The organism is Pseudomonadota bacterium, assembly GCA_026390555.1.
In the GTDB taxonomy this organism is placed as follows: Bacteria; Bdellovibrionota_C; UBA2361; order UBA2361; family OMII01; genus OMII01.
Window position 1 is genome coordinate 13012 of record JAPLFS010000010.1, and the last position, 23287, is coordinate 36298.

At 47.3% G+C, this 23287-nt stretch carries 17 protein-coding genes; 9 read left to right on the forward strand and 8 right to left on the reverse strand.

Annotated features, from left to right (window positions below):
* Positions 1-28 precede the first annotated feature (28 nt).
* Positions 29-2191, reverse strand: coding sequence for a hypothetical protein (locus NTV65_00645; protein ID MCX6113710.1), 2163 nt, complete (start codon positions 2189-2191; stop codon positions 29-31).
* 76 nt (positions 2192-2267) lie between these two features.
* The gene (gene uvrA / locus NTV65_00650) at positions 2268-7649 is read right to left on the reverse strand and encodes an excinuclease ABC subunit UvrA (protein MCX6113711.1); all 5382 of its coding nucleotides are present in this window, start codon (positions 7647-7649) and stop codon (positions 2268-2270) included.
* On the opposite strand from uvrA, the gene NTV65_00655 reads away from it, so the two are divergent.
* The gene (locus NTV65_00655; GenBank protein MCX6113712.1) at positions 7643-8902 is read left to right on the forward strand and encodes a hypothetical protein; all 1260 of its coding nucleotides are present in this window, start codon (positions 7643-7645) and stop codon (positions 8900-8902) included. The genes uvrA and NTV65_00655 overlap by 7 nt on opposite strands.
* Before the next feature lie 202 nt (positions 8903-9104).
* Here the strand turns inward: NTV65_00655 and NTV65_00660 are convergent, their stop codons facing one another.
* Both NTV65_00660 and NTV65_00665 read right to left on the reverse strand, forming a co-directional pair.
* Entirely contained in the window at positions 9105-9512 is a 408-nt protein-coding gene (locus NTV65_00660; protein ID MCX6113713.1) for a DCC1-like thiol-disulfide oxidoreductase family protein, read from the reverse strand.
* Positions 9513-9829: 317 nt separating this feature from the next.
* A complete protein-coding gene (locus tag NTV65_00665; GenBank protein MCX6113714.1) occupies positions 9830-10420 on the reverse strand; it encodes a heme-binding protein in 591 nt (196 codons plus the stop codon).
* Positions 10421-10822: 402 nt separating this feature from the next.
* On the opposite strand from NTV65_00665, the gene NTV65_00670 reads away from it, so the two are divergent.
* The 6 genes from NTV65_00670 (at position 10823) to NTV65_00695 (ending at position 17395) form a co-directional block, all read left to right on the forward strand.
* On the forward strand, positions 10823-11707 hold the full coding sequence (locus tag NTV65_00670) for a hypothetical protein (GenBank protein ID MCX6113715.1): 885 nt from the start codon (positions 10823-10825) through the stop codon (positions 11705-11707).
* A 527-nt stretch (positions 11708-12234) separates the two neighbouring features.
* Complete coding sequence (locus NTV65_00675) at positions 12235-12978, forward strand: bacteriorhodopsin-like (GenBank protein ID MCX6113716.1); 744 nt, start codon at positions 12235-12237, stop codon at positions 12976-12978.
* A 129-nt stretch (positions 12979-13107) separates the two neighbouring features.
* Positions 13108-14643, forward strand: coding sequence for a phytoene desaturase family protein (gene crtI / locus NTV65_00680; protein ID MCX6113717.1), 1536 nt, complete (start codon positions 13108-13110; stop codon positions 14641-14643).
* A complete protein-coding gene (locus NTV65_00685; protein MCX6113718.1) occupies positions 14640-15485 on the forward strand; it encodes a phytoene/squalene synthase family protein in 846 nt (281 codons plus the stop codon). The genes crtI and NTV65_00685 overlap by 4 nt, the downstream gene beginning before the upstream one ends.
* A 3-nt stretch (positions 15486-15488) precedes the next feature.
* On the forward strand, positions 15489-16532 hold the full coding sequence (locus NTV65_00690) for a lycopene cyclase family protein (GenBank protein MCX6113719.1): 1044 nt from the start codon (positions 15489-15491) through the stop codon (positions 16530-16532).
* Positions 16529-17395, forward strand: coding sequence for a beta-carotene 15,15'-dioxygenase, Brp/Blh family (locus NTV65_00695; GenBank protein MCX6113720.1), 867 nt, complete (start codon positions 16529-16531; stop codon positions 17393-17395). Before NTV65_00690 ends, NTV65_00695 begins: the two co-directional genes overlap by 4 nt.
* 189 nt (positions 17396-17584) lie before the next feature.
* Here the strand turns inward: NTV65_00695 and NTV65_00700 are convergent, their stop codons facing one another.
* From NTV65_00700 to NTV65_00715, 4 genes are all read right to left on the reverse strand, one after another.
* On the reverse strand, positions 17585-18055 hold the full coding sequence (locus NTV65_00700) for a hypothetical protein (GenBank protein ID MCX6113721.1): 471 nt from the start codon (positions 18053-18055) through the stop codon (positions 17585-17587).
* Positions 18056-18192: 137 nt separating this feature from the next.
* Complete coding sequence (locus NTV65_00705) at positions 18193-19647, reverse strand: NAD(P)/FAD-dependent oxidoreductase (GenBank protein ID MCX6113722.1); 1455 nt, start codon at positions 19645-19647, stop codon at positions 18193-18195.
* A 181-nt stretch (positions 19648-19828) separates the two neighbouring features.
* A complete protein-coding gene (locus tag NTV65_00710) occupies positions 19829-21388 on the reverse strand; it encodes a cryptochrome/photolyase family protein (GenBank protein MCX6113723.1) in 1560 nt (519 codons plus the stop codon).
* Between the two features lie 282 nt (positions 21389-21670).
* Positions 21671-21829, reverse strand: a complete 159-nt coding sequence (locus NTV65_00715; protein MCX6113724.1) for a hypothetical protein — start codon at positions 21827-21829, stop codon at positions 21671-21673.
* Between the two features lie 51 nt (positions 21830-21880).
* Between NTV65_00715 and NTV65_00720 the strand changes: the two genes are divergently transcribed.
* Together NTV65_00720 and NTV65_00725 are read left to right on the forward strand one after the other, a co-directional pair.
* Positions 21881-22579, forward strand: a complete 699-nt coding sequence (locus NTV65_00720; GenBank protein ID MCX6113725.1) for an SDR family NAD(P)-dependent oxidoreductase — start codon at positions 21881-21883, stop codon at positions 22577-22579.
* 4 nt (positions 22580-22583) lie between these two features.
* Positions 22584-23057, forward strand: a complete 474-nt coding sequence (locus NTV65_00725) for an SRPBCC family protein (GenBank protein MCX6113726.1) — start codon at positions 22584-22586, stop codon at positions 23055-23057.
* Positions 23058-23287: the final 230 nt, after the last annotated feature.

The window sequence follows — 23287 nt, forward strand, 5'->3', positions numbered from 1 at the left end:
GATATGCTAGCAACGAAGAGCGAAACCCTCAATGCTCAGAATAGCTGATTGAGCACGAAACTAGCACCTGGCACGACGGTCCCGACTCTATCTGAAAGCTGGCAGGGGCCCCCGGATCAAGCATCGGGTTGGCTAGTAGGGGGAGCCTAGTCTCCTGCTTAAGCTGAACATAGCGGGAGATCTCTTCGGAAGGCCCCTGTTTGTGCCTGATACGAGAGAGCTTAATGTTACAAGGTTTTTCAGATCCTACTTGAGAGCCTCCAGCGGTTTCTGCCGAGAGCTGCTTTGTGGTGAGCAGGAGGTCTGCCGATTTTGGCGCTATGATGATAGCCGGGTGTCCCGCTGTTGCAACTAGTTGGGGTAGTATCTCAAGTAGCAGGCTGCCATCTGAGTGGGTATTAACGACCCTTAAACGTTCGGAGAAACGAGCTAGGCGTGTATTAAAAACCTGCTCATTCCAATCCTTAAAGAGGCTTGGAGCTATCACTATCCACCGTAGACCACAGATCCTGCTTAGGTATGAGATAGCGGCCTCTGATGGGAAATCATGGAGCTTTTCAGAGAGACCGTACTGAAGCCTTGAACGTTGACCGCTATAGCCGTTAACTAGGGGTAGCTTGAGCGCAGCCGACCAGATCGAATAGTAGGAGCTTAAGAGCGCCATCTGAGACCAGCTTGGCTCGCCCTTATCATTTCGTTCTGTAAAGGGGAGTACGATGGTAGCTTCATGCGCAGTAGCTAACTTTGCGAGGCTTTCAAATGCCAACGGTGCTGGAGGGGGCGCATCGAGCGGATATCGAGCCACAAAGTTTTCAAGGAGCGTTATAATAGTTAGAGAAAGAGCTATAACGGTAGCAGCGCCAGAGCGTTTCAGCGCTATAAGAGAGATACCCCAGCACGCTGCAATATAAAGCCCCATTACGACAACGATGCCGTAGCGACCAACGGCACGCATCGAATCGAGCCCAGGTAGTGTGTTGTAAAGAAATGCAAGGGGGGCTACGGCGGGCTCGCCATGCGCAACCTGTCCACCCGGGCCAATTGATAAGATAAAGAACGTAACGACGATAAAATAGAGGATCGCTGCCTGCTCCTTTAGGCGCCAGACAAGTAGAAGTGCTGCTATTAGCACTAGCCAGGCGCATATACCGGCGCAGAGATTGGCGAGAGCTCCGTATTCATAGAGCGAGGAGGCAGAGAGGACAGTTATTATCAGGAGAGCGTTTGTACAGGTAAGGAGTGGGGCTCGGCGTAATCCTGCTTTGAGAAGGAATACTAAAGCAACGAGCGACACTAGGTAGCCGGCGCACAACGTTGCCTCGGCGTGAGTCCAGGCCGATGTTTGGCCAAAGAGGAGATTAAAAGAGGAGAGGGAGAGGTATGAAGCTCCGTTAGCTGAGAACGCCCCCGCCTCATATAGATGGCGTGAGCCGAAGATCTCCTTAATGGCGAGGTAGGCAGGCAACGTTAGCGCTATTGGTAGTAGCCCGCCCAACATAAAGAGCGCGCTCATAATGGTTGTATCAAGGGAGAACGCGCGAGTTAAGAACCGAAGAGCGAGGATTAATCCAAGGCCGATAGCTGCAAAAATAGCGTAGTAAACCGCGCAGTAAAAAGCCGCCGATGTAATTAGCCCCGCTAAAAACCAGCGCCAAAGCTGCGGCGTTCTGCGCAGTACAAGGGCCCAACTAAACGGCACCCAGAAAAAAAAGAGGAGCTGCGGATGCCCAAGATTTCCAAAGATGTAGGAGCTGTTTGCAAATAGGATACCCGAGAGGAGCGCAAACGGGCGCGAGACCCCTAGTGCGCGCGCCAGCGCCACGGATGAAGCGCCATTTAGTACCAGGCTCCCTAGAATCACTAGGTTATAGGAGGTTGTAAAATGGAATCCAGAGAGGGTCAGTAGATGTATAATCGCCGAGGGCAGTAGGAATGAGTCACTCCAGGCGCGTGTGAGGGGGTAGGGATAGAGGGTGTCGGTTTCAAGGGCGAGCGCCTTGTATGGATCGATATGGAACGATTGTGCCAACCATACATAGAGCCCACCGTCGCCCGCAGCGCCGCCGATATAGTGCGTAGATAGGTGCTGCAAGATTAGGGGGTGCAGCGCAAGCAGGGTGAACAGCACCACGGCGGTTGCGATGATGGTGTAGAGTAGGCAGTAAATTATGGAGCGCTGTATATATGGCACGAGCTTGGCTTTAGGTTACGGTATCTTGAAGGATAACTCCTATAAGATCTCTCTGCATAGAGCTTCTTGCCAGCCTCTACGCCGCCCGCGCAGGCTTAAAGGAGCCATGCAGCGCGATGCGCTCCCGAAGAGCTGCCCCCCACGCGGTTTTTGCCCGAACTAGCTCGCTAGGAACGCCCTGGAACACAACATTGCCCCCGAGGGCACCCGGGCCGGGACCAAGCTCAAGCACCCAATCGGAGCGTGAGATCGTATCCGCATCGTGCTCAATTACGATTACTGAGTGCCCCTGTTGCACCAACCCCTGCAAGCCCTTAAGCAGAAGCGCAACGTCGAGGCGGTGCAGCCCAGTAGTAGGCTCATCCAGTATATATATAGTATGCCCACGCCGAGAGCCGTGCAGCTCCGAGGTAAGTTTAAGCCGCTGGCTCTCGCCCCCCGAAAGCGTTGAGGAGGATTGCCCCAGGGTTAGGTAGCCAAGACCTAGCTCGCACGCCAACTTACAGGCCTGATGAATCTTGCGGTGGTTAATAAAGATCGCGCGCGCCTGCTCAAAGGTCAGTTGCAGAACCTGGCTAACGTTTAGCTCCTTAAAGCGCACAGAATCGGCCTGCGGGGTAAAGCGGCTGCCGAGGCAGCTCTCACACAGAACCCGAGCCTCTGCCAAAAAGCTCATCTCAAGGGTTAGCTCCCCCTGACCCTTACAGGTAGGACAACGCCCCTTACCGGTATTATGCGAGAAGAAGCTCGCTCCCCAGCCCCGTGATTTAGCCTCCAGCGTTTCGGCGTAGAGCTTTCTAACCTCATCCCAGATCCCTAAGTATGATGCCGGGGTGGAGCGCGGGCTCCTTCCGATCGGTTGTTGATCGACTACGATACAGCGCTCGATCTCAAGGGAGCTCTTAACCGATCCATGCGCGCCCTTAAACGTCCCCTTCGATTGCGAGCCCACTGAGAGTGCCGCAACTATTACGCCGTGTACAAGGGAGCTCTTGCCGGAGCCAGAGACCCCCGCCACGGTAACTAGGCTCTTAAGTGGGAGAGAGAGCGTTAGGTTCTTAAGATTATTGCAGGTGGCGTTAGTAATTAGTAGCTGCTCGCTAGAGCTCACTATAGGAGCCTTAATCTCAAGTGGTGTAGTAAGGGCACGAGCGGTTGCAGAGCGAGCCTCTAGGCAGGCATCAGATACAGAGCCTTGAAAAACGATCTCACCGCCATGTGTGCCGGCCCCAGGCCCTACATCTATGATATGCTCAGCGGCCAAAATATTATCGATCTCATGCTCTATCTGAATAACGGTATTACCGCGCTCCTTTAGCTCAACGAGCTTTCCAAGGAGTAGCTTATTATCGGCAGGGTGCAGACCGGCGCTTGGCTCATCAAAGATATAGGTAACTCCGCAGAGGGGTGAGCCCATGGCGGTGGCGAGCCTGAGCCGTTGCAGCTCACCATTTGAGAGCGTTAAGCACTCCCTATTAAGTGCTAGGTGTTCGAGGCCAAGCCCTGTCAGGGTTTGAAGCTTACTGTTTAGCTCCTTAACTATCGGCTCAATAATCTTATCGGCTGCGGAGTTTGATATAAGACCGTTCAGCTGCTTATGCAGTATAGGCGCTGTAAGGGTAGTCAGCTCATGAATGTTCTTATTAAAGAGCTTAATGTTTCGACCGATCTCGTTTAGGCGAGTACCGTAACACTCCGGACATGCACCGGTTTTAATAACGCCGCGGCCATCACATAGAACGCACCGACCACGGCGTGAGTTAAAGGAGAGATCCTCTGGGTCTGGTTTAAAGAAACCACGCTGACAGATCTGACAGGTGCGTTGTGAGCTAAATACGCGCTCACCGCTAGCGCTAGAGACGATAACGGTACCGGCACCGATCGCGAGGGCCTGCTTGACCCCCTCTATTACAAGATCCAGCGGCATCGTTTTAACGTTAAAGCGAGCAGTAACGAACTCAATCGAGTGCACCTTGCTTTTTGCTAACCCCTGCTCGATAAATTTCATTGGCGAGGTTAGCGCGCCATCAATTCGCACCTCGCTAATCTCGCTCTCAATAGCGCGTTGAAAGACGGCCTTATGGGAGCCCTTTTTTTGGTTAACTACGGGCGCAAAGAGCCGAATGCTCCCAGAGTAGTGTTGCTTGAGGTGCTCGGCTATCTGCTCAGCAGAGAGGGGCGAGATCGATTGATCGGGATGATCCGGGCAGAACTGCAAACCAACCTTAGCGTAGAGTAGCCGCAGAAAGTTATACACCTCGCTCATCGTTCCAACGGTCGAGAGCGCCGAGGGCTGAAAGGTGTGTTGATAGACGCAGATCGTAGGCTGAACGTTTCTGATCTCATCGATAGCGGGCTTTTTAAGCTCCTTGATAAACTGCCGTGCGTACGGAGAGAGGCAATCTAGATAGCGGCGCTGCCCCTCGGCATATAGAATATCCTTTGCGATAGTGGACTTTCCGGAGCCTGACACACCGCTCAAAGTTATGAGCGAGTTCAGTGGAATAGAGAGAGATATATTTTTTAAGTTGTGCTCCTTAGCGCCGATAATATCTATCGTTGTGATACGTTTGGCGGGTATTGCGCTCTTTGCTTTTACTGAACGAGGGCGAGCCCGCTTTTTTTTGTAGCTATTCTGTTCTACAAACTGCGCAAGATAACGAGCGGTCAGGCTCTCCCTCTGTGTAGGGTCCTTTAACGATAGGATCAGGTCACGCGGCGTTCCTTCGCGTAGAACTTCACCCCCCTGAGCGCCCCCCTCTGGCCCTAGGTCGACAATCCAGGCAGCGGATGCGATTAGCCTTAGGTTATGCTCGACGCAGATAATCGAGTGCCCCTGAGAGCAGAGCAGATTAAAGAGCGCTAAGAGGCGCTCTATATCCCTTACATGCAAGCCGGTTGTGGGCTCATCAAAGAGAAAGAGCGACCTTCCCCTAGCCCCTTCAACGATGTGCGGAACAAGTTTAAGACGCTGCGCCTCGCCACCGGAGAGATCGCTTAGTGGGTGTCCTAAAGTTATATGCCCGAGCCCAAGCTGCATCAGAACTTTACAGGCGGCGGTAATAAATAGCTCCTGCTCAAAGAGATCACAGCACGCAGCAACGCTCATCGATAAAATATCGTGCACGTTTTTATCCTTATATCGCACCTCAAGTACCGAGGATTGAAAGCGCATACCGAGACAGGACTCGCACTGAATAAAAACATCGCTTAAAAACTGCATATCCTCGCGAATAAAGCCAGCTCCCTCGCAGCTAGAGCAGCGACCCGCGTTTACGTTAAAGGAGAAGGAGGATTTTGAGAGACCTCGCTCCCTCGCCCCCTCGGAGCTAGAGAGCAGCTCACGGATCCGATCCCAGATCTTCGTGTAGGTAGCGATATTAGCGCGCGGGGTTTTAGAGAGTGGCGATTGATCTACCAGCAGCACCTGTTTTAGGTGCTCAAAGCCTGAAACCTCTGCGGTAATTCTTTGCGGATCAGGTGTAGCACCCTGATAAACCTCCCAGGCTGATTCTATTACCTCAGAGAGCAGCGAGCTCTTGCCGCTACCTGAGACCCCGGTCAGGCAAACAAAGGAATTAAGTGGAATATCTAAGTTTATCGATCTTAGATTGCGGTTTCGAGCGCCACGAATTTTTAAGAGCTCTTTAAAATCTGGCGCAATCTCGCTCGCCGTAAAGGGCGCTATCCCCAACCCTTGCCACTTAGCAACGGGCCCGAAGTAGGTAACCTCGCCGCCACGCTCGCCGCTCTCTGGACCGAGCTCTAGGATAGAGTCGGCGGCCTGAAGACAATCCTGATCGTGCTCGACAACGGTTAGGGAGTTACCCCTTGCGGTAAGATCGCGCAGAGCCTTAATAAGCTGCTCGGTATCCCTGGCATGCAGCCCAACTGAGGGCTCATCGAGTACAAAATGAGTTGAGATTAAATTACTTCCTACGGCGGAGACCAGATTAACACGCTGCGTTTCACCACCGGAGAGGGTGCGCGCCTCTCTACTGAGCGCTAGGTACGGGAGCCCCAGAGCATTTAGGTGCCCCAGTCGATTAATGATGTTCTTAAAGAGCTCATCAAGTTGACGTGGAAGTTTATCCCCTTTCTTTAGCGAAGAGTATAGAGTGCTAAACCATACATGCAGCCTATCAAGTGAAAGGGCTGAGATCTGCGCTATCGTTAGACCGTTGATGCGGTACGCTAGAGCGTCAGATTTTAATCGTGCACCGCCGCATGATTGGCAATCAACCTGGCTGCGGTAGCGCGCCAGAAACACCCGCACATGCATCTTGTACCGCTTGCGCTCAAGGTGCTTAAACCAGGCGTTGATACCGACAAAGCTACGCGACTTATGGGTAAAGATAACTTCCCGTTGTTGCGCGGAGAGCGCTGACCACGGAATATTAACCGCAATACCCTGTTCGTTACAGAATGCGAGTAGCCGTTTATATTCACTTGCGGACCCCTTGCCACGCCAGCACTCAATCGCGTGCTCTAGGATGCTTTTCTTGTGATCAGATACGCAGCGGTTGGGGTCTACGACCAAGTTCTTTCCGAAGCCGTTACATTCTGGGCAGGCCCCGATCGGATGGTTGTAAGAGAAGAGGGCGGGGCGGGGCCTTTCAATCGAGATCTCACCATCGCCGCAGTGATAGGTGCTTTTAAAGATATAAGCTTCAAATTTGCTAGATACCAGACAGGCGCCGTGCGACACGCTCAAGCGCGCTAGGGGCCGTGTAGTACGTTCGCGCAGCTCTAGCACCTCGACTATGCCAGCACCGAGTGAGAAACATTGCTCTAGGGAGTCCTGAACCTGTTTACGGGCAAAGCCCTGCTTGCGGCAGCGGTCGATAACGACCGAGATCTCAAGTAGCTTTTTGGCAGGCGGGGAGTCATCTAGGTTTAAAAGCTCGGCCTGCTTTCTATCGAAGTAGCGCGAGTATCCAAGCATCTGTAACCTACCGAGCAGCTCGGGGGTGTTCTTTGTTTTTACACCGAGTAGAAAGGTTGCCTCTGGTTTTACCTCGCACCAGCGCTCGATGAGTGCGGCGAGAGATGCCGCATCCCACCTTGATAGGGGAAGTCCGCAGGTTGGACAGACCGGAATCGCAAGGTTGCTCCACACTATCTTTAAGAGATCGTTTATATCGGTCATCGAACCAACGGTGGAGCGTGAATTAACGATCCGAGTTCGTTGTTGAATGGCGATGGCAGGGCGTACGTTATCGATTAGGTCAACGCGTGGTCGTTTTACCTTATCAAAGAACTGTCTGGTATAAGGGGAGAAGGTCTCTATGTAGCGCCGCTGCCCCTCGGCGTATATCGTATCAAAGGCGAGCGAGGACTTGCCTGAACCGGAGAGTCCGGTAATCGCAACGAAGGTGTCGTGCGGGATCTCAAGGGTGAGTCCTTTTAAGTTGTTCTCTTGAGCGTTTGTAATAACAAGGGAGTTACGCGTTGCCATTTCTGCTACTATATCGTGCAGCGCAGTGTTACAGCAATAAACAGCAGGGGAAAATTGCGGTGTATTGGAAACAGGTCAAGCTAACTTTATTACTTGCGTTAGGGGTATTAGCTCCAGCACCTTTGAGCGCCGTGAGGGCCGAGGAGGGGAAGAGAGCGGAGAAGCAGCAGGGGCTGTGCGCAGTAGCAGAGCAAGCTATGCAGGAAGCCATCAGGGTAAGGGGATTGAAATCCAAGGGGCCCGTGCCCTGTGTCGTCTCAAGTCGGGCAGAAATTGAGCAGTTCCTGCGAACAACTATTAAAGACAAGCTTCCTCCGCATAAGCTGCAGGCTGAGCAGCTTGTCTACCGCGCTGTCGGCCTTATTCCAGATGACTATAACTATACAGAGGGGCTAATCGAGCTCTATCTTAGCCAGATCGGGGGCTACTACGACCCAGAAAAGAAGCACTTCGTTATGGCTGATTGGATGCCGAGCGAGTTGCAGGAGGTTGTGGCGGTGCATGAGTTAACGCACGCCCTGCAGGATCAGTACATTAACCTTGAGCAGCTCCTCGATCCCAAAAACGACAACGGCGATGAGCTACTCGCCTATTCAGCTTTGGTTGAGGGGGATGCAACCTTGACGATACTTGATAGCCAGCACCGTAGGACGGCGCAGCCTTCCTCGGAGGCTAGCCAAGACCTGCCCCAAGTGCCAACGGCTCTTAAGGCAATACTTTTCTTTCCGTATACGCACGGTTTAAAGTTTGCACAGGAGCTGCTTGAGCATGGTGGTTATAAGAGGATTAATCAGGCACTGCGAGATCCCCCGCACAGCTCGCGCGAGATCCTGCACCCTGCGGAGTATCTCTCTAATACTGAGGTACGCCAGATTCCAGGCTTAGAGGAGCTTGACGGGGTTTCTGATGGCTACTCGCCGGAGTACAGCGACACCCTGGGAGAGTTCAGCATTAAGGCGCTACTCGATACAGATGCGAGCGGCTCAATAACTAGTGCGCAAGGTGCAGCGGGTTGGGTAGGGGATAGGATAGGGGTCTTTCCGGTGCAAAATAAGGAGAGATTAATCTCTTGGCTAACCAGGTGGGAGAGTGCTGCCGATGCGCAGGAGTTTTTTAAGGCCTACAAAAAACTGCTCGAAGCGCGTTATGGAAAAAAGATCTCAGTGAGCAGGATTCAACTTACTCCAATAAAGGCCCTAGAGCTGAGCATTAAGGGGAGTAGCGTTTCAATTCGGTTCTATATTACTCAATAGCTAGCAGCGAGTAGTACGTAGTAGTCAGTGCAGATGCGGGTGAAAGTTTAGCGTCTCGCCAGCAGTTCGCACCGTTAATATAGCGGCCTGTTTCCGCGCATAGTTTCCAAGGCGTATTGCCTGCAAGGAAGAGACAACTACACAGATACCAGCAAAAAGCGGCTTCGCACTAGCAAATTATCTAGCATAAGCAAAACTACTACTAGTATTTGGCTCTTGATTGTAGTCCGCAAACTCTAGAAATCTTCCTGCGTCTTGTAGCAATAAAAGTATAGAATACAGAGAACAAAGGCTTGATAAGTGGAACTCTAAAAATTAAATAGAGCGGGGTAAGCCACCATATTTTGGCTGATAAATAATCAAAAAAATCTACTCCTTTTAATATCTTCTTTTCTGAGGTGAAAAGATGAATAGAATTTAACAGAGTTGCCTCAGATAGCCCAGTTAGGGGCTCGATCCACTCTTCCTGTAGGGCGGCAATAGAGAAGCCGTATTTTTCGAAAAGTAATTTTCTCTCGCCAATAAATACTGAACAAACTCCACAAGTGCCATCGTAAATAATTAGTCCTAATTTTCCAATACGATCGCTATCTTTAAAGTCAGTATTCATAAATAAACTTCAGGTGCAGGTGTCAATTAGTATAAGTTTATACTGTATAGAAAACACACGCGATTCTAAGTATAAATTAGCCAGTCTTTCTAAGTAATATAGGTGCAAATTAAGAAAATTACAAAGTAGAAAACATGGTATAGGTAAGCTACTAGTGCCTAGGGAAGCTCTAACTTATCGAAATCTCCTAGCGGCCTTACTAAAGCAGCTACTTAGAGATAAATATTTTACCGTAGCTTTTTTAAGAGTAATTTTTAAGGTCATTTAAAAGGCACTGACACCTCTTAATGATTAGATTTTGAAGCTAACAGTTCTTGCTACTTAGGTTCGACCCTTATGATAGCTTCATTTCTCCTAAGAAACGGAATGGCGAATGGCGGGTCATAGCCAAGAAAAGATGCTACCGAGACCGTCTTCCACCTTGAGCCATTAAGGATTTTTTGCAATCGATCACTTGCGCTTAGAAAGCGTGCTTCAGAATTTGAGCCAGAATAAGTAATCGCCGCAAATATTTCTTCTGGTAAGCTAATAATTTTTACCCGCGGGTCATTGGGTTTAGGTGCACTGTCAACGCTAAACGAGCGTGGTAAAAAGAATTGCATATTAACTCCGCTGTAACCTGACTTGGAAGTTTCAACGGGTGAGGTCATCGCAATCTTTGTTGATACATTATCAACCTGTACAGGTGTCGTCATTGCGACCTTGTCGCTGGAGCTATTTTCACCAGAGATATAGCGAAAGAGGAGCATGAACGCCTCATTTTTATTATTCATGTTGTTCACCACTGCCACTACGCGTGCAGGGTACTGTCTGACCTCTACATTCTCAATTTTATCTATAACCTTATAATTGAGCTGCTCGTACCCACTTCGAATCCCAAATACTGAGCAGCCTGGTAAAATAGTCATTATGAATGCAAAACAGGAAATAATTAATGAACATCGCCTCATTTTATGATGATAATATACAGTAATCGCGAGCACAAATACCTAAAGGATAGGAAGGCCGACTCACTTTTGGCAAGTATTTGCTTTGAGTTACACAGAGCTTCCCATGAAGATTTTGTAGGGCTCGGTCATAACCGCCGTAAGATTAAGATCATTCAAGATGATTGGTATAAGATGATTGGTATAAGATGATTGGTACACTGCTGCTTCTGGTCCACGACGATTCCGATTTTCCAGAACTTTCGGGCTCCTTATGGGCTCTGTTACCATGTTACTAGCGCAGATCAGCTACTTGTGGAAAGTTAATTGATCTTCCTATCCTCAGTTCTGGCTCCCATAGTCAAAAAGTTTAAGGTTAATCACATGACAATCACAGAAACAGGGGCTCGATACCTTTCAGGAATATTCACGAACCACGTAACTAAACGAAATGTTCGTGCCTTCGAGGTATTTGTTATCAGGGTTGCAGTATTGTTTTTTATCGGTCACCTAGCGCTCATATTCCTTTTGAATAATATACCTGCGCTATACAGTGGGAGATCTTTTAATTACCTCAAGGCGATTTATACCCCCTTCAGCTTTATTCTCGTCTACGAGGTTTTTCTTCTGGTTATTATCCTACCGGAATCGATGACCGAGTTCATCGGAAAACAGTTTGAAATTATTACTCTAATAACTCTTAGAAGCTTTTTTCACGACGTAGCCGACGTTCATATGCATACAATTCTGAGGCTCTCTGACCCCGCTATAATAGCACTTGGCTACGATTTAATCGCCTCGCTCAGCATGTTTGCACTAACCGTTACCTTCCATCGACTACACTCACGACACCGAAGCGATGTTAATCATACGCTTAAGCAGTTAATAAACTTAAAGAAATCTGTGTCTGTGTGCCTACTCATCCTTCTCGCGTTCACGAGCTTGTATAATCTCCAGAGCTGGGTCTTTCACGCTATCCCTGCCCTAGTTAATCACACGGAGTTCCCAAATCCTAATTCATTTTTCTATACAGATTTCTTTGCGGTGATGATTTTCGCCGACGTTCTCCTGTTAATCATATCGTTTCTGTATGATTCTTCTTTTTATAGCGTTATTCGTAATGCGAGCTTCATCATCTCAACGGTCCTTCTTCGTCTTTCGCTCAGCATGGAGCGCCCAATGAATCATCTTGTCATCATAGTCGCCTTCGTTTTCTCGATAGCAGTAATGACTACGCTTCAATTCAGGCACAAAGTCTATACGGAGTGATCTTCTAGGCAGTGATCGTAAAGCGAGGCTATACTCTTCTATAAAGCGTCCTGGATTCCTTCTTTGCTTAACTTAGCTGAGTGCAATTTCAACCCCGCACGCCTGAGAGCTCACATAATAGAAATAAGCATTGGTATGATTCGAGTCACAACTCTGCCTAGAAAGTGCCCACCGTATTTCAGCTTTAAATATGGATAATTAAACAATGTTAATATCATAAGAGGTCATAGCAATAAGATTTAATTCCAGTGATTAGCCTACGAGGCACAGCTAGTACTCTTAAAAACAAAACAAATATCATGTCCAACTACCTGTTATGACATTTAAACCCCATAATCAACGCGAAAGCTCGCCAGCCTAACGCCATGCTATTAAGTAGAACAAGACCGAATGCCTATTTTTAGCTCTAGCTAGATGCTGCGGTGTTGGACTATTCGAAGACTACGGTAGCTGTTGTCTACTGGTAGCCCGTCTAAAAAATAGGCTAAAATTGAATAGTTAATATACTTAAATATGGTCGTTAAATTATGGAAATGATAAATTTAGAGCAGTTTGAGCTTGTATCCAATGCATTCTCATTTGCTATAGCAGTAATGGGAGCAGCAACGGTATTTCTTTTCTTAGGACGCTCGCAGGTTGCTCCTAAATACAAAACGGCAGTTACAATCAGCGGTATTGTTACCCTAATTGCTTTCTACCACTACTGGAGAATCTTTGATTCTTGGCAGGCTGCATACACAGTGACTTCTACTGGTGTTACAGCAACTGTAACCAAGTTCAACGATGCTTACCGCTACGTTGACTGGCTCCTCACAGTTCCGCTTCTTCTTCTTGAGCTCATCCTTGTGATGGGACTTTCCCGTGAAGAGACGGTTTCTAAAGGCAAGGCACTAGCTACGGCTGCGGTTGCTATGGTTCTTCTTGGATATCCAGGAGAGATCAGCAACATTACCGGTGAACGTTGGAAGTGGTGGTTTCTTGCGATGATACCTTTTGTATACATCGTGATTAAGCTGTTTTCGGGCCTTACAAAAGCGATCAACTCACAGCCTGAGTCTGTTCGTCAGATGGTAAGCGATGCTCGTACCCTGACTGTCCTGTCATGGTGCTTCTACCCAGTTGTATTCATCCTACCAATGCTAGGAGTTGGTGGACCTGAGTCAACAACGTACGTACAGGTTGGATATACAATCGCTGACATAGTAGCTAAGGCGCTATTCGGTGTATTTATATTCGCTGTAGCGGTTCGTAAGTCTGAGTCCAACGCGTAAGCGAGAGACAAAGACCAAAAAGAACCTTAAAAGCAGCGTCGAAAGACGCTGCTTTTTTTTTAGCCTTGTATGCATTACCTCGGCTGAAATACCGTACCAACAAGCACCGTTTGCTGATAGCGTTCTAATATGAAAGCGGTAGTTGTTGGAACAGGAGTAGGGGCACTAGCGAGCGCTTTGCGCCTCCGGGCTATGGGGCTAGATGTTGACGTTCTTGAGGCGTGCCCCGATGCCGGAGGACGAGCCCGAACGTTCAATTTTCACGGACACTCATTTGATGCTGGGCCGACAGTAATCACAGCACCGTGGCTCTTTGATGAGCTATTTGAACTATTCGGAGAGCGGCGGTTCGAATACGTTGAATTTCTTCCCTGTGATCCTTGGTATCGACTCTCTTTCTCAGATGGAAGTTCTCTTGACCTTGTTCCCGATCCGATTAGGCAGATGGATGAAATCTCACGGCTATGTCCCGCCGACGCGCAGTTATATCCATCTTTTCTCAAGCATAGTGAGGAGTTTTACCGTATAGGATACGAGCAACTTGGAGTAGCGGACTTTACCTCATTTTGGTCTATGGTTAAGGCGGTGCCTCATCTTGCTAGGCTTGGTGGATTTACTAGCCTATGGCGGCATACCGCGAAATATTTCCAAGATCGAAGGGTGCGACAAGCCTTTTCTCTACAACCACTACTAGTCGGGGGGAACCCCCTGAATACTACAGCGATCTATGGATTGATTCATGCCATGGAAAGGAAGGGAGGAATATGGTTTGCCAAGGGGGGGACTTCAAAACTGATTGAGGCGCTAGTGTCCCTTGCTAAGCGGCATGGTGTGAGGTTTCATTTTGATAGCACAGTTAACGAATTTGAAACTGATAGGGCCAAAAAGCTTGTAGGAATGAGATACCGCCAGGGTGATAAACAATATTCATTGAAATGTGACCTTGGCGTCTGGGGAGGCGATGCCCAGGTGGGATATAGGACTCTTGGGCCAGAGCGCCTCTCGCTTTTTGAGAAGATGAGATTAAAAACTGTCTCCTCATCTATGGGCCTATATGTCCTCTATTTTAAAACCTCTAAGCGATATCCAGATGTAAAGCACCACACTATGGTGCTCTCAGAACGGTGGGAATCTTTACTCAAGGATATATTTAGAGGGGAAAAACTACCATCAGATCCGAGCTTGTACCTACATAGGCCAGTCGCTACGGATCCGAGTATTGCGCTTGAGGATGGTGAGCTATTCTACGTACTAGCGCCGGTCCCACACCTTGGAAACTTCTCTTCGTGGGAGACAGCAGAAGAACTCTTCCGCGCAAAAGTTCTGAGTATCCTTGAGGAACGGGTACTTCCGGAGCTTTGCGACTCACTTGTTTTTGCGGAATCGGTTGATCCGCGATACTTTAAAAAAGCTCTCTTGAGCCCGCTCGGTGCCGGATTTTCTATCGCGCCTACCTTAAGTCAGTCAGCCTGGCTGCGATTCCATAATCGGGCAGACAAGGTAAAGAATCTTTATTTCTGCGGAGCTGGGGTTCACCCCGGCGGAGGCTTACCCGGTGTAGCAACCTCGGCTAAAGTTATTGAGTCCCTTGTGAGGCAGGATTATCCAGGTATATGTGCTTCTCAGCTTGTGGAAGATCGTGTATCGCAAGGAGCGCTCGCATGAACGATGATTTGCGTCTGATGACGCGCGCAGGAAAGACTTTTTATTTTGCGACATTATGGCTCAGTCCGGAAGCTAGAAATGATGCCGCTACTGCATACAGCTTTTGTCGAAAGATTGACGATATCGCAGATGGAGGTCTTCCCTCAGATGAGCGGGATGAATATCTATCTAGTGTGACTCGTGCCGTAAGCTCAATGGACAGAACTTTTTCTGGTATAGAGCGGCTACTCTCTCTGATTCAGAGATTCCCAGATATTAAAGAGCCGATCATTTCGCTTGTGGATGCGTGTCGAGAAGATACCACGGGGCTTGTTATTAAAACGCAGGACGATTTAGCGAAGTATTCCTACGGAGTCGCTGGAAATGTTGGATTGATAATGTATCCAATTCTAGGAGGACGAGTTGCAGAAGGGCGCGCACATGCTTCAGATCTCGGTATTGCGATGCAGTACACAAACATAGCGCGCGATGTCTTTGAGGACCTCAGAAGAGGAAGGGTATATCTTCCAAGTGATTGGCTTGATGGGATAGATCCACAGAGCCTACTTGTTGGAGACTCTAAAGTTGAGCAGGTTATCTTGGCAGCCGTCAGGCAACTTTTAGACACAGCACAATCGCATTACCAACGCGGTCTTGCAGGTATTCATTTCCTCGCGCCCCGCTCTCGATACTCCATTAAGGTTGCCGCTAGGTGTTATGGAGCGATAGGAGACAGAATTATTAGAGGGGGACTTTTATCGCGTAAGCGATCTGTGGTTCCTTTATACAAGAAGGGGCTCCTAGCGTGTCAAGTATTGATGAAGGATTTGAGTACTCCGCGTCTAACTATTTCTGAAAAGTAAAACGTGGTGCAATCGATAGGCATTCGCGGGGCTGGTGTTGCGGGATTGAGTTTAGCTCGTGAGATCCTTCGCTCGTCAAAAAACTGCACAGTGTGTCTCTTTGATAGAAGGCCTAGGCTTCCACATCCTCAGAGAACGTTCTGCTTCTTTGCTTCCACCAAAGAGGCCCTACCGGTCGAGCCATATAAGAGATGGAAGAATGTTCGTTTTAGAGGGCAACATTTCGATCGCTGCATAGAGACGGCATCTACTCCATATGCTCTCGTGCGAGGAGAAGATTTCTTTGACAGCACTCTTGAAGAGCTTGAGGGGCGAGGAGCTTGTTTCTCTTGGGAATGTGGACATGTCGATATTGAAGGCAATTCAATACGCACTAATAGTGTGTGGCAGTCGTTTGGAGGACTATGGATACAAACGGCAGCAGATTCCTTCGATCCATCAACGGCACTCCTCATGGACATCTTGCCGAGTAGCGAGAGTTGTCCCATCTCTTTTATGTATGTGCTTCCGATTTCAACAACAGAAGCATTGGTAGAGCATACAACCTTCAGTACTCATCAGATGCCATCTGAATGGCATCTCTCATTGTGCTATGAGTGGATTCAATCTCATGTTCATAGCCAGTATGAAATTATCTCCCGTGAGTCGGGGCTAATACCTATGGGGCTTGAGCGCCCAGTTGCGACAGAGAATGTTGTTATAGGCAGCGCTGGCGGGGCGATTAGGGCTGCTACTGGATACGCGTTTCTTAATATCCAAAAACAGGCACGCGAACTCGCAAGAGTTTTAGTAGAAGGAGGAGGGGGTGATATGCCGCGAATCTGCGATGGGCCTCCCAGGTGGTATGCAACAGCGGACGCGCTCTTTCTAAAGGCCCTGGCCACGGCACCTCTTAAAGGTAGCCTGTTAATGGGCCGATTGCTCGAGAAGGCTCCCGCACAGCCACTGCTTCGGTTTCTTGCGGGAGACGCAAAGATCGTTGAGGGCTTGAGAGTAATGTCATCTGCTCCTAAGATGATGATGATAAAGGCATTGCTATCAGTATGAGTTTCGGCACAATTCTAGTTTCTGGCCTCGCTATACTACTTGCACTAGCCACCGCGATTGAGTCGTCGGTAGGCGAGTGGCTTGCTCTTAGTTTAATTATCCTCGCGGGAATCCCCCACGGCTCCTTTGACCTGCGGCTCGCTGAGGCGAAGTGGAGGGAGAGCTCCCGTTCACGTCTTTCCATTCTTGCAATCTATGTTTCTTCGGGTATGGCTATGAGCGCTTTCTGTATTATGTTTCCAACAGTGGGATTGGCGCTATTTCTAGTAATATCCATCATTCATTTTAGCGAAGGAGAGATGATTCAGGGCAGAATGGCTCGAGGCTGGATGATCGGGGCTAGCTCGGTTGTATTGCCAATAGGACTTCACCTCACGGGATCTCGCGCATATTTACATTACTTTATTCCATTTGATCTTATGGAGAGTCTCTCCCCTTTTTTGCGGCTACTCGCGGTAAGCTTAGCTGTATTGCTTTTTTTCCAACTTAGCCGAGACTCTCTCAAGAGAGATCAGGATATTGATTCGAATACACTCCAGCGCTGGATCTGTCTAGGAGCCTGGCTGCTTCTTCCGCCACTTTCAGGATTTTGTATTTGGTTTATCGGACGGCATTCATGCAAGCATCTTGAAGTGTGTAAGGATCTATTTCGAGAAAGCCGCTTTGGAATGCCACTAGATTTTTTGGTAATATCTCTTGTCGCAATTCTTCTTATTATACCGCTCTCATTATTTTTTGATTTGCGAGATATAAATCAGCTCTTTGCGGCCACTATAGTGCTCATTGCCGGGCTCACTGTGCCGCACATACTCGTTACGCATGACCTACAGAAAACGATGAAGCAGATGCGGCAGCAAGCCTGATAGGTATTAATTATCTTTGTATCAGCACTTAGGAGGGGGGGCGAGGTATAGGGCATTCCGTGTTTAATAGTGACGCACTATATTCGGTAGCTGACTCGGACTGTTGCCTAGAAAGTAACCCCGTACCAATGCCACCAACTGTTTTACGGGTCGCAGCAAGTTGGCTAGCTCGTTAGCCCTCCAGGATCGCTACGAAACCTTCGTGGCATCCCCGTAGTAGGTGACGGAACAAGTTAGGGGATCTTCCGAAGATCCAGGGGTGTTGCAATTAGTAAATTGGATAAGAAGCGTCACTCGAGCCTTATCCGCTCCAGCGTCAAGAAATCCAACCGTGGACAATGTAGAAGCGCACGAATACGGCGCGATAGATCCGTAGCTTCCAAACGTCGGCGCTGAGGCGATAAAGCTGATTACCTCTCCTGATCCCTGTCCTCCAATAGCGGTACTTCCATCGACCGCAACAACGGTAAACACATCGTTCACGTCCGTACTAACCGTCATTGGGAACAGTGGGTTGATATCGGATCTAACAGAGAAGGGGCAGTTGTTTTGATTCGAGGTATAGGAACCTTCCCATACCCCATCAAATGACACGGTGTCCTGGCTGCCACAACCGAATAATGAGCAAACAAGAGTTATGAAGATTAGTTTTTGTTTCATGATATAGCCAAGCACTTTATAGCCCATAGATCGATAAAGGCAACACAACTTTATCAGCTGTTAGTATATAATTGGTATGTATGATGGTACCAGTGATCGTATTTAATTAGATTTATACAAAAAGTTAAGTTTATCAATTATTGTCGCTTTATACATTGCCCTCTCGGCTCATTTCCCTCAAAAAGAACGATCTCAGAATGAAGAAATTTAGCCGCCTCATTTGACCCCCTCACTTTAGCAGCTGAGCGCTCCAACATCTCTAGCTCAAAATCTGATAAAACGCTTCTTCGTATTCCAATCTCTCTCCAAGCGGAGCCTGGCTTACAACCATTTGAAATGCCACGAGCAAGAACTAATGCATCCAATAGGGCTTGATTAGCTCCCTGACCCTTAAACGGGCTCATAGGGTGCGCGGCATCACCGAGTAGTGTAATGGAACCCCCATTTTCGAAATTTGATATATTAACTAGCTCTCGGTCGTATATAGGATAACTAGAAATTTGGGCCTCAGAGGTGTTTGCTATAATTTCAGGAATAGGGGAGTGCCAAGCAGCTCTCAGCATCGCTTCTTTTTTCAGCTTTTGTGAGCCGCTAGAGCCTAAAATTCTCGCTTGGTCTTCCGCGAGGGGAAAACTCAATTGCCACATCACTGAATCCGATGTGAAAGGCATAACGTATATGCGCTCAGTGCCATTAGCAGTTTGAAATACTGTGGCTGAATCAAGCAGCTCACTTTTAAGCCCCTCCAGCTTCTGTAGGGGGCAAATTCCTAGGATTACTATGCAACCTAAATAACGTAACGGGTTAGCCTCTTCGCCAATCATTTGCTTACGTACCGAACTACGAATTCCATCGGCACCAACGACCAGATCTGCTTTTATTTTTTTTAAGGAACCTGCTACCAGAAAGTTTAGCTCAACACCCTCCCCGGCATGCTCGTTATAATCTACAAACTGATGTCCCCATTCTACCTTCGTCGGCCCACCGAGTTGCTTTAGTAGCGCTGATCGCAACAGTTGTCGTGCGATGTGTACATTAGTACGCCGTGCATTTTTTGAAGCCCCCGACTGTAGCCATTTTCTTACCCCCCATTCTCCAACTATTTTTCCCTCTGTGGTATAAACGACGTGTCTAGTAGAAAATACCCCATCTTCTAATCGGTTTATACCAAAACCCTTCATTGCAACACTAGCTTGCTGCAAGGTGAGACCATAACCCTGTGAGCGTGTTTCAAAATCCTGATCTCGTTCAAAAAGAGTAAAAGGAATCGCGCGATGTAAGCAAGCTACTGCCAACGCTACCCCACCAATTCCAGCGCCGATGATCGCCACGTGTGGGTAGTTTATTGTATCAGCTAACGGAGGACTAGATGTAGGCTGTAAGCCAGAGCCCAAACAAGCGCTACAACTCAAAGGATGTGCTTTTGGAAGAGTAGGGGGAGTTCCAAGGCCCTCTGATTGCTGAAAAGCCACGAGCTCTCGCTGGTAAAGTAAGCGCACTTTTCTCCCTCGGCGCTGGTTTTTTCTTCCGCAGCCGTAACATTCAGTACAGGTGGTGTAATAGGTAGATGTAGATGAGGGAATATTTTTCAAAGCGTTACTGCTAAAAATACTTTTTTAAAGGATATAGAGATCAACTCACTTTTGGCAAGTATTTGCTTTGAGCTACAGAGTGGCTCCCCGGAGGGTTTTATAGGCCTTGGTCGCAGCCGAAGCACTCCTAGACTAGTTCTCGAGCATTTAGGATGAGAGAAAGAGGGTGTAAGCCGCCAAACTAAATCAATCCCTGTTCAAGTCCTTTTAATACTTCTTTTGCCCTCTTTTTTAGTTGCACTAAATCAGAGAGCCTTTTTAAGCCAAAAACTTGCTGGCTCATTCGATGATTTTTAGCAAAAGTTTCTTCGTGTCGATCAAGAAAATCCCAGTATAGAGTGGTAAACGGGCACGCTTTTTCACCGGTGCGAAGTTTTGGGTTATACGCGCAGCCCTTGCAGTAATTACTCATACGAGAAATATAGGCACCTCCTGCTGCATATGGTTTTGTCATCATTTGGCCCCCGTCCGCGTGTACTCCCATGCCAATTACATTCGGAACCATTACCCACTGTGTTGCATCGATAAATACTTCTCTCATCCAATTAAGAAATTGTTGTGGATCAGTGCCCGTAACTAATGCAAGGTTACTAAGAAGCATGAGGCGCGGAATGTGGTGAACCCAGGCGCGAGATTTAATATCAGTGATAGTCTGCTTCATGCAGTTCATAGATGTTTTATTTGGGTCGTTGAATAGTGGCAGTAGCTGGCGTGTAGCCTTCAGCTTGTTGTTATTTTTGTAATTAGGCCCCAAATACCAATACATGCCATTAACATATTCACGCCATCCAATGATTTGCCTGACGAATCCTTCACAAGACGCAATAGGAATCGTTCCAGTATCAAAAGCTTTAAGAGCCTCTGATATTACTTCGCTTGGATGCAGCAGTCCGTTGTTTAGGTACGGCGATAGTAGTGAGTGGTGTAGAGCCCAATTCTCTGTAGTCATTGCATCTTCTAGCGGCCCAAATTGAGAAAAGTGATTGTCGATAAAGTTTTTTAATTGGGCTAGCGCCCCTTTTCGAGTAGTAGCCCAGGTAGTAGAAGGAGTGTAGTTAAGCTCTTTAGCAACAATCTTATCTATCTCATCGCGCTTATGCTCTAAATATGGCGGACCCTCATATTTCTTAGGTGGCGGTAGGCGATTTTCTTTGTCGAAGTTCCACGACCCTCCTATCGGTTTGTTATTTTCTACCAAGATGTTGAGGTTTATGCGCTGAGCCCGGTAGAAGGTTTCCATCAGGTAACTCTTCTGTGAATCGGCCCATTTTTTAAAAAATAAGCGGGGCGTAAGAAAAAAATCGTTCTTACTAAAGATTAGTCCGTGTTCTTTGAGCGCTTCGTACTGACCAAAAGATGACGGTTCTGCGCAGGTAACAGGCAGCCCTGTATGCTTACTTTGGATAATTTTAAGACCATCAATAGTTGTTGGAGCTTTAAGATATTCAACAGTGAAACCTTCTTTTTCAAGGCTCTTGGCAAAGTGACGCGCAGCTGAGATTAAAAAGAAAAGACGTTCAGGGTGCCAATTTCGAACTGTTGTCATTCGAGCACTTTCCACCATAGCAATTAAGTTTTGCTTAGGGTCGGCATCTTTAAGTGCACCAAAATCACGGTGCAAATGATCAAATGGGATGTAAATAATGCTTTTCACTTGTGGCCCAGAGTAGGTGTTGGCTTCAAAATAATTTAATTTATGATTTTCCTCACTAAGAAGGTAGTCAACCCCTAGTAAAGCCACCTTAGACGCAGCTATCTAAAGAACTATTCAATTATAGGTTGCTCCCTGCCTTTTCGCTATGGAAGGATATGAAAATTGACTCACTTTTAGTAAGTACTTGCTTCGAGGTACAGGGGGGCCTCCCTGCAGAATTTTGTAGGGCCCGGTTGCGACCGCAGCACTTCTAGCCTGGTTCTAGCGTATGTTGGAGCAGCAAAAGAGATTGCAAGTCGCCCAAAAAAGAGCAATATATAAATCACGCTCGCACGTCCGAAGAGAGTGACGATTTTAGAACTCATCTACCTACGGGTCGAGCGAGTTGTAAGCAGGAATTTCATCGATACCATGTGAGGTATCAATAAACTTCGGGATTGTAGCAGGAGCTAGAAAGTCTGGGAGGCCGTGAAGCTTCATGATATCTGGGGTTGTGAGACCGTCTCGGATAAACGCCGCGATTAGCATCTGTACTTTGCACCTGCCAATTTTTAATAAAAACAGCAGAAAATAAAATTTATGGCAAACTACTTAATAATCGGCGCTTCATCCGGAATAGGGAAAAAACTTGCTGAGCAATTATCTGAATCAGGCCACCATATATTTGGAACTTATTGTAAAAATGAAATACATTCTAACAACCCGTTAATTCAATTTCACCCATTAAATGTTTTAGATGAAAATATAGTTTTTAATTTCCTACCAGAAACATTAAGCGGCGTTATATATTGTCCGGGCAGTATTAATCTTCGACCATTTGAAAGAATTAAGCCAAACGATTTTATTGATGACTATAATTTGCAGGTTGTGGGTGCAATAAAAACAATACAAAATGTTGCCCCAAAATTAAAAAATAGCGAAAATGCTGCTATCATATTATTTTCAACTGTTGCGGTTCAAACAGGCTTTCCCTTTCACACTCAGGTGTCTGCATCTAAAGGCGCAATTGAAGGGCTAACAAAAGCATTGGCTGCAGAGTATGCACCAAAGATAAGGGTGAATTGTATAGCGCCGTCACTAACTGATACTCCTTTGGCAGCTTATTTGTTAAATAGCGAACAAAAGATAGAAGCAAGCGCACAGCGACATCCTCTAAAGAGAGTTGGAAAAACTGATGATATAGTTAATATGGCTGAGTTTTTACTTTCAACTAAAGCGAGCTGGATAACAGGGCAGATTATGCACGTAGACGGCGGAATTTCTACTTTAAAAACATAAAAATATGGCTATTCATCAATTAACTAAAACTCAAAAACTACCTTCCACTATTACTGAAATTTGGGACTTTGTTTCATCTCCTAATAATTTAAAAGAAATTACCCCAGATCATATGGGCTTTATTATAACCAGCAACACCGGTCCAGAAAAAATGTATCCGGGTATGATTATTACTTACAAGGTGAGCCCACTATTTGGCATTAAGCTTAACTGGATGACTGAAATTACCCACGTTAAGGATTATGAATATTTTGTTGATGAGCAAAGAGCTGGTCCTTTTAAGCTATGGCATCATCAACATAAACTCAAACAAATCGAAGGCGGAGTTTTAATGACTGATATTGTTACTTACGAGCCTCCCTTGGGCCTATTGGGATCAATAGCAAATTCTTTTTTAATTAGAAAACAGGTTGAACAAATATTTGATTACAGAACAATTGCATTAGAAAAGCGGTTTGGGAGATTTGTTGCAATATAGGTTCTAAAAAAAGCATTGAAAGGACACCGGTACGGTATTGCTTTCTAGCGGGGCTCCTCCAAATAACACTAGCCTAGTATTCGACTAGCGATGGATAAAGCTACTCTGTCTCGGTCAGAACCAAAGCCTCTGGGGTCGAGTTGCAGAGCAGATCGATAGTGAACAGTTACTGGATTTCAAAGGCGAGCGCTGCGTCTATCTTAGGAAGGAGAAATTGATATCCGCTCTCA

Bases quoted from the DNA above. Each gene is read 5' to 3' on its own strand.
- uvrA (MCX6113711.1), bottom strand. From the start codon at position 7,649: ATGGCAACGCGTAACTCCCTTGTTATTACAAACGCTCAAGAGAACAAC.
- NTV65_00660 (MCX6113713.1), bottom strand. From the start codon at position 9,512: ATGAATACTGACTTTAAAGATAGCGATCGTATTGGAAAATTAGGACTA.
- NTV65_00665 (MCX6113714.1), bottom strand. From the start codon at position 10,420: ATGACTATTTTACCAGGCTGCTCAGTATTTGGGATTCGAAGTGGGTAC.
- NTV65_00670 (MCX6113715.1), top strand. From the start codon at position 10,823: ATGACAATCACAGAAACAGGGGCTCGATACCTTTCAGGAATATTCACG.
- NTV65_00675 (MCX6113716.1), top strand. From the start codon at position 12,235: ATGGAAATGATAAATTTAGAGCAGTTTGAGCTTGTATCCAATGCATTC.
- crtI (MCX6113717.1), top strand. From the start codon at position 13,108: ATGAAAGCGGTAGTTGTTGGAACAGGAGTAGGGGCACTAGCGAGCGCT.
- NTV65_00685 (MCX6113718.1), top strand. From the start codon at position 14,640: ATGAACGATGATTTGCGTCTGATGACGCGCGCAGGAAAGACTTTTTAT.
- NTV65_00695 (MCX6113720.1), top strand. From the start codon at position 16,529: ATGAGTTTCGGCACAATTCTAGTTTCTGGCCTCGCTATACTACTTGCA.
- NTV65_00700 (MCX6113721.1), bottom strand. From the start codon at position 18,055: ATGAAACAAAAACTAATCTTCATAACTCTTGTTTGCTCATTATTCGGT.
- NTV65_00715 (MCX6113724.1), bottom strand. From the start codon at position 21,829: ATGCTAATCGCGGCGTTTATCCGAGACGGTCTCACAACCCCAGATATC.
- NTV65_00720 (MCX6113725.1), top strand. From the start codon at position 21,881: ATGGCAAACTACTTAATAATCGGCGCTTCATCCGGAATAGGGAAAAAA.
- NTV65_00725 (MCX6113726.1), top strand. From the start codon at position 22,584: ATGGCTATTCATCAATTAACTAAAACTCAAAAACTACCTTCCACTATT.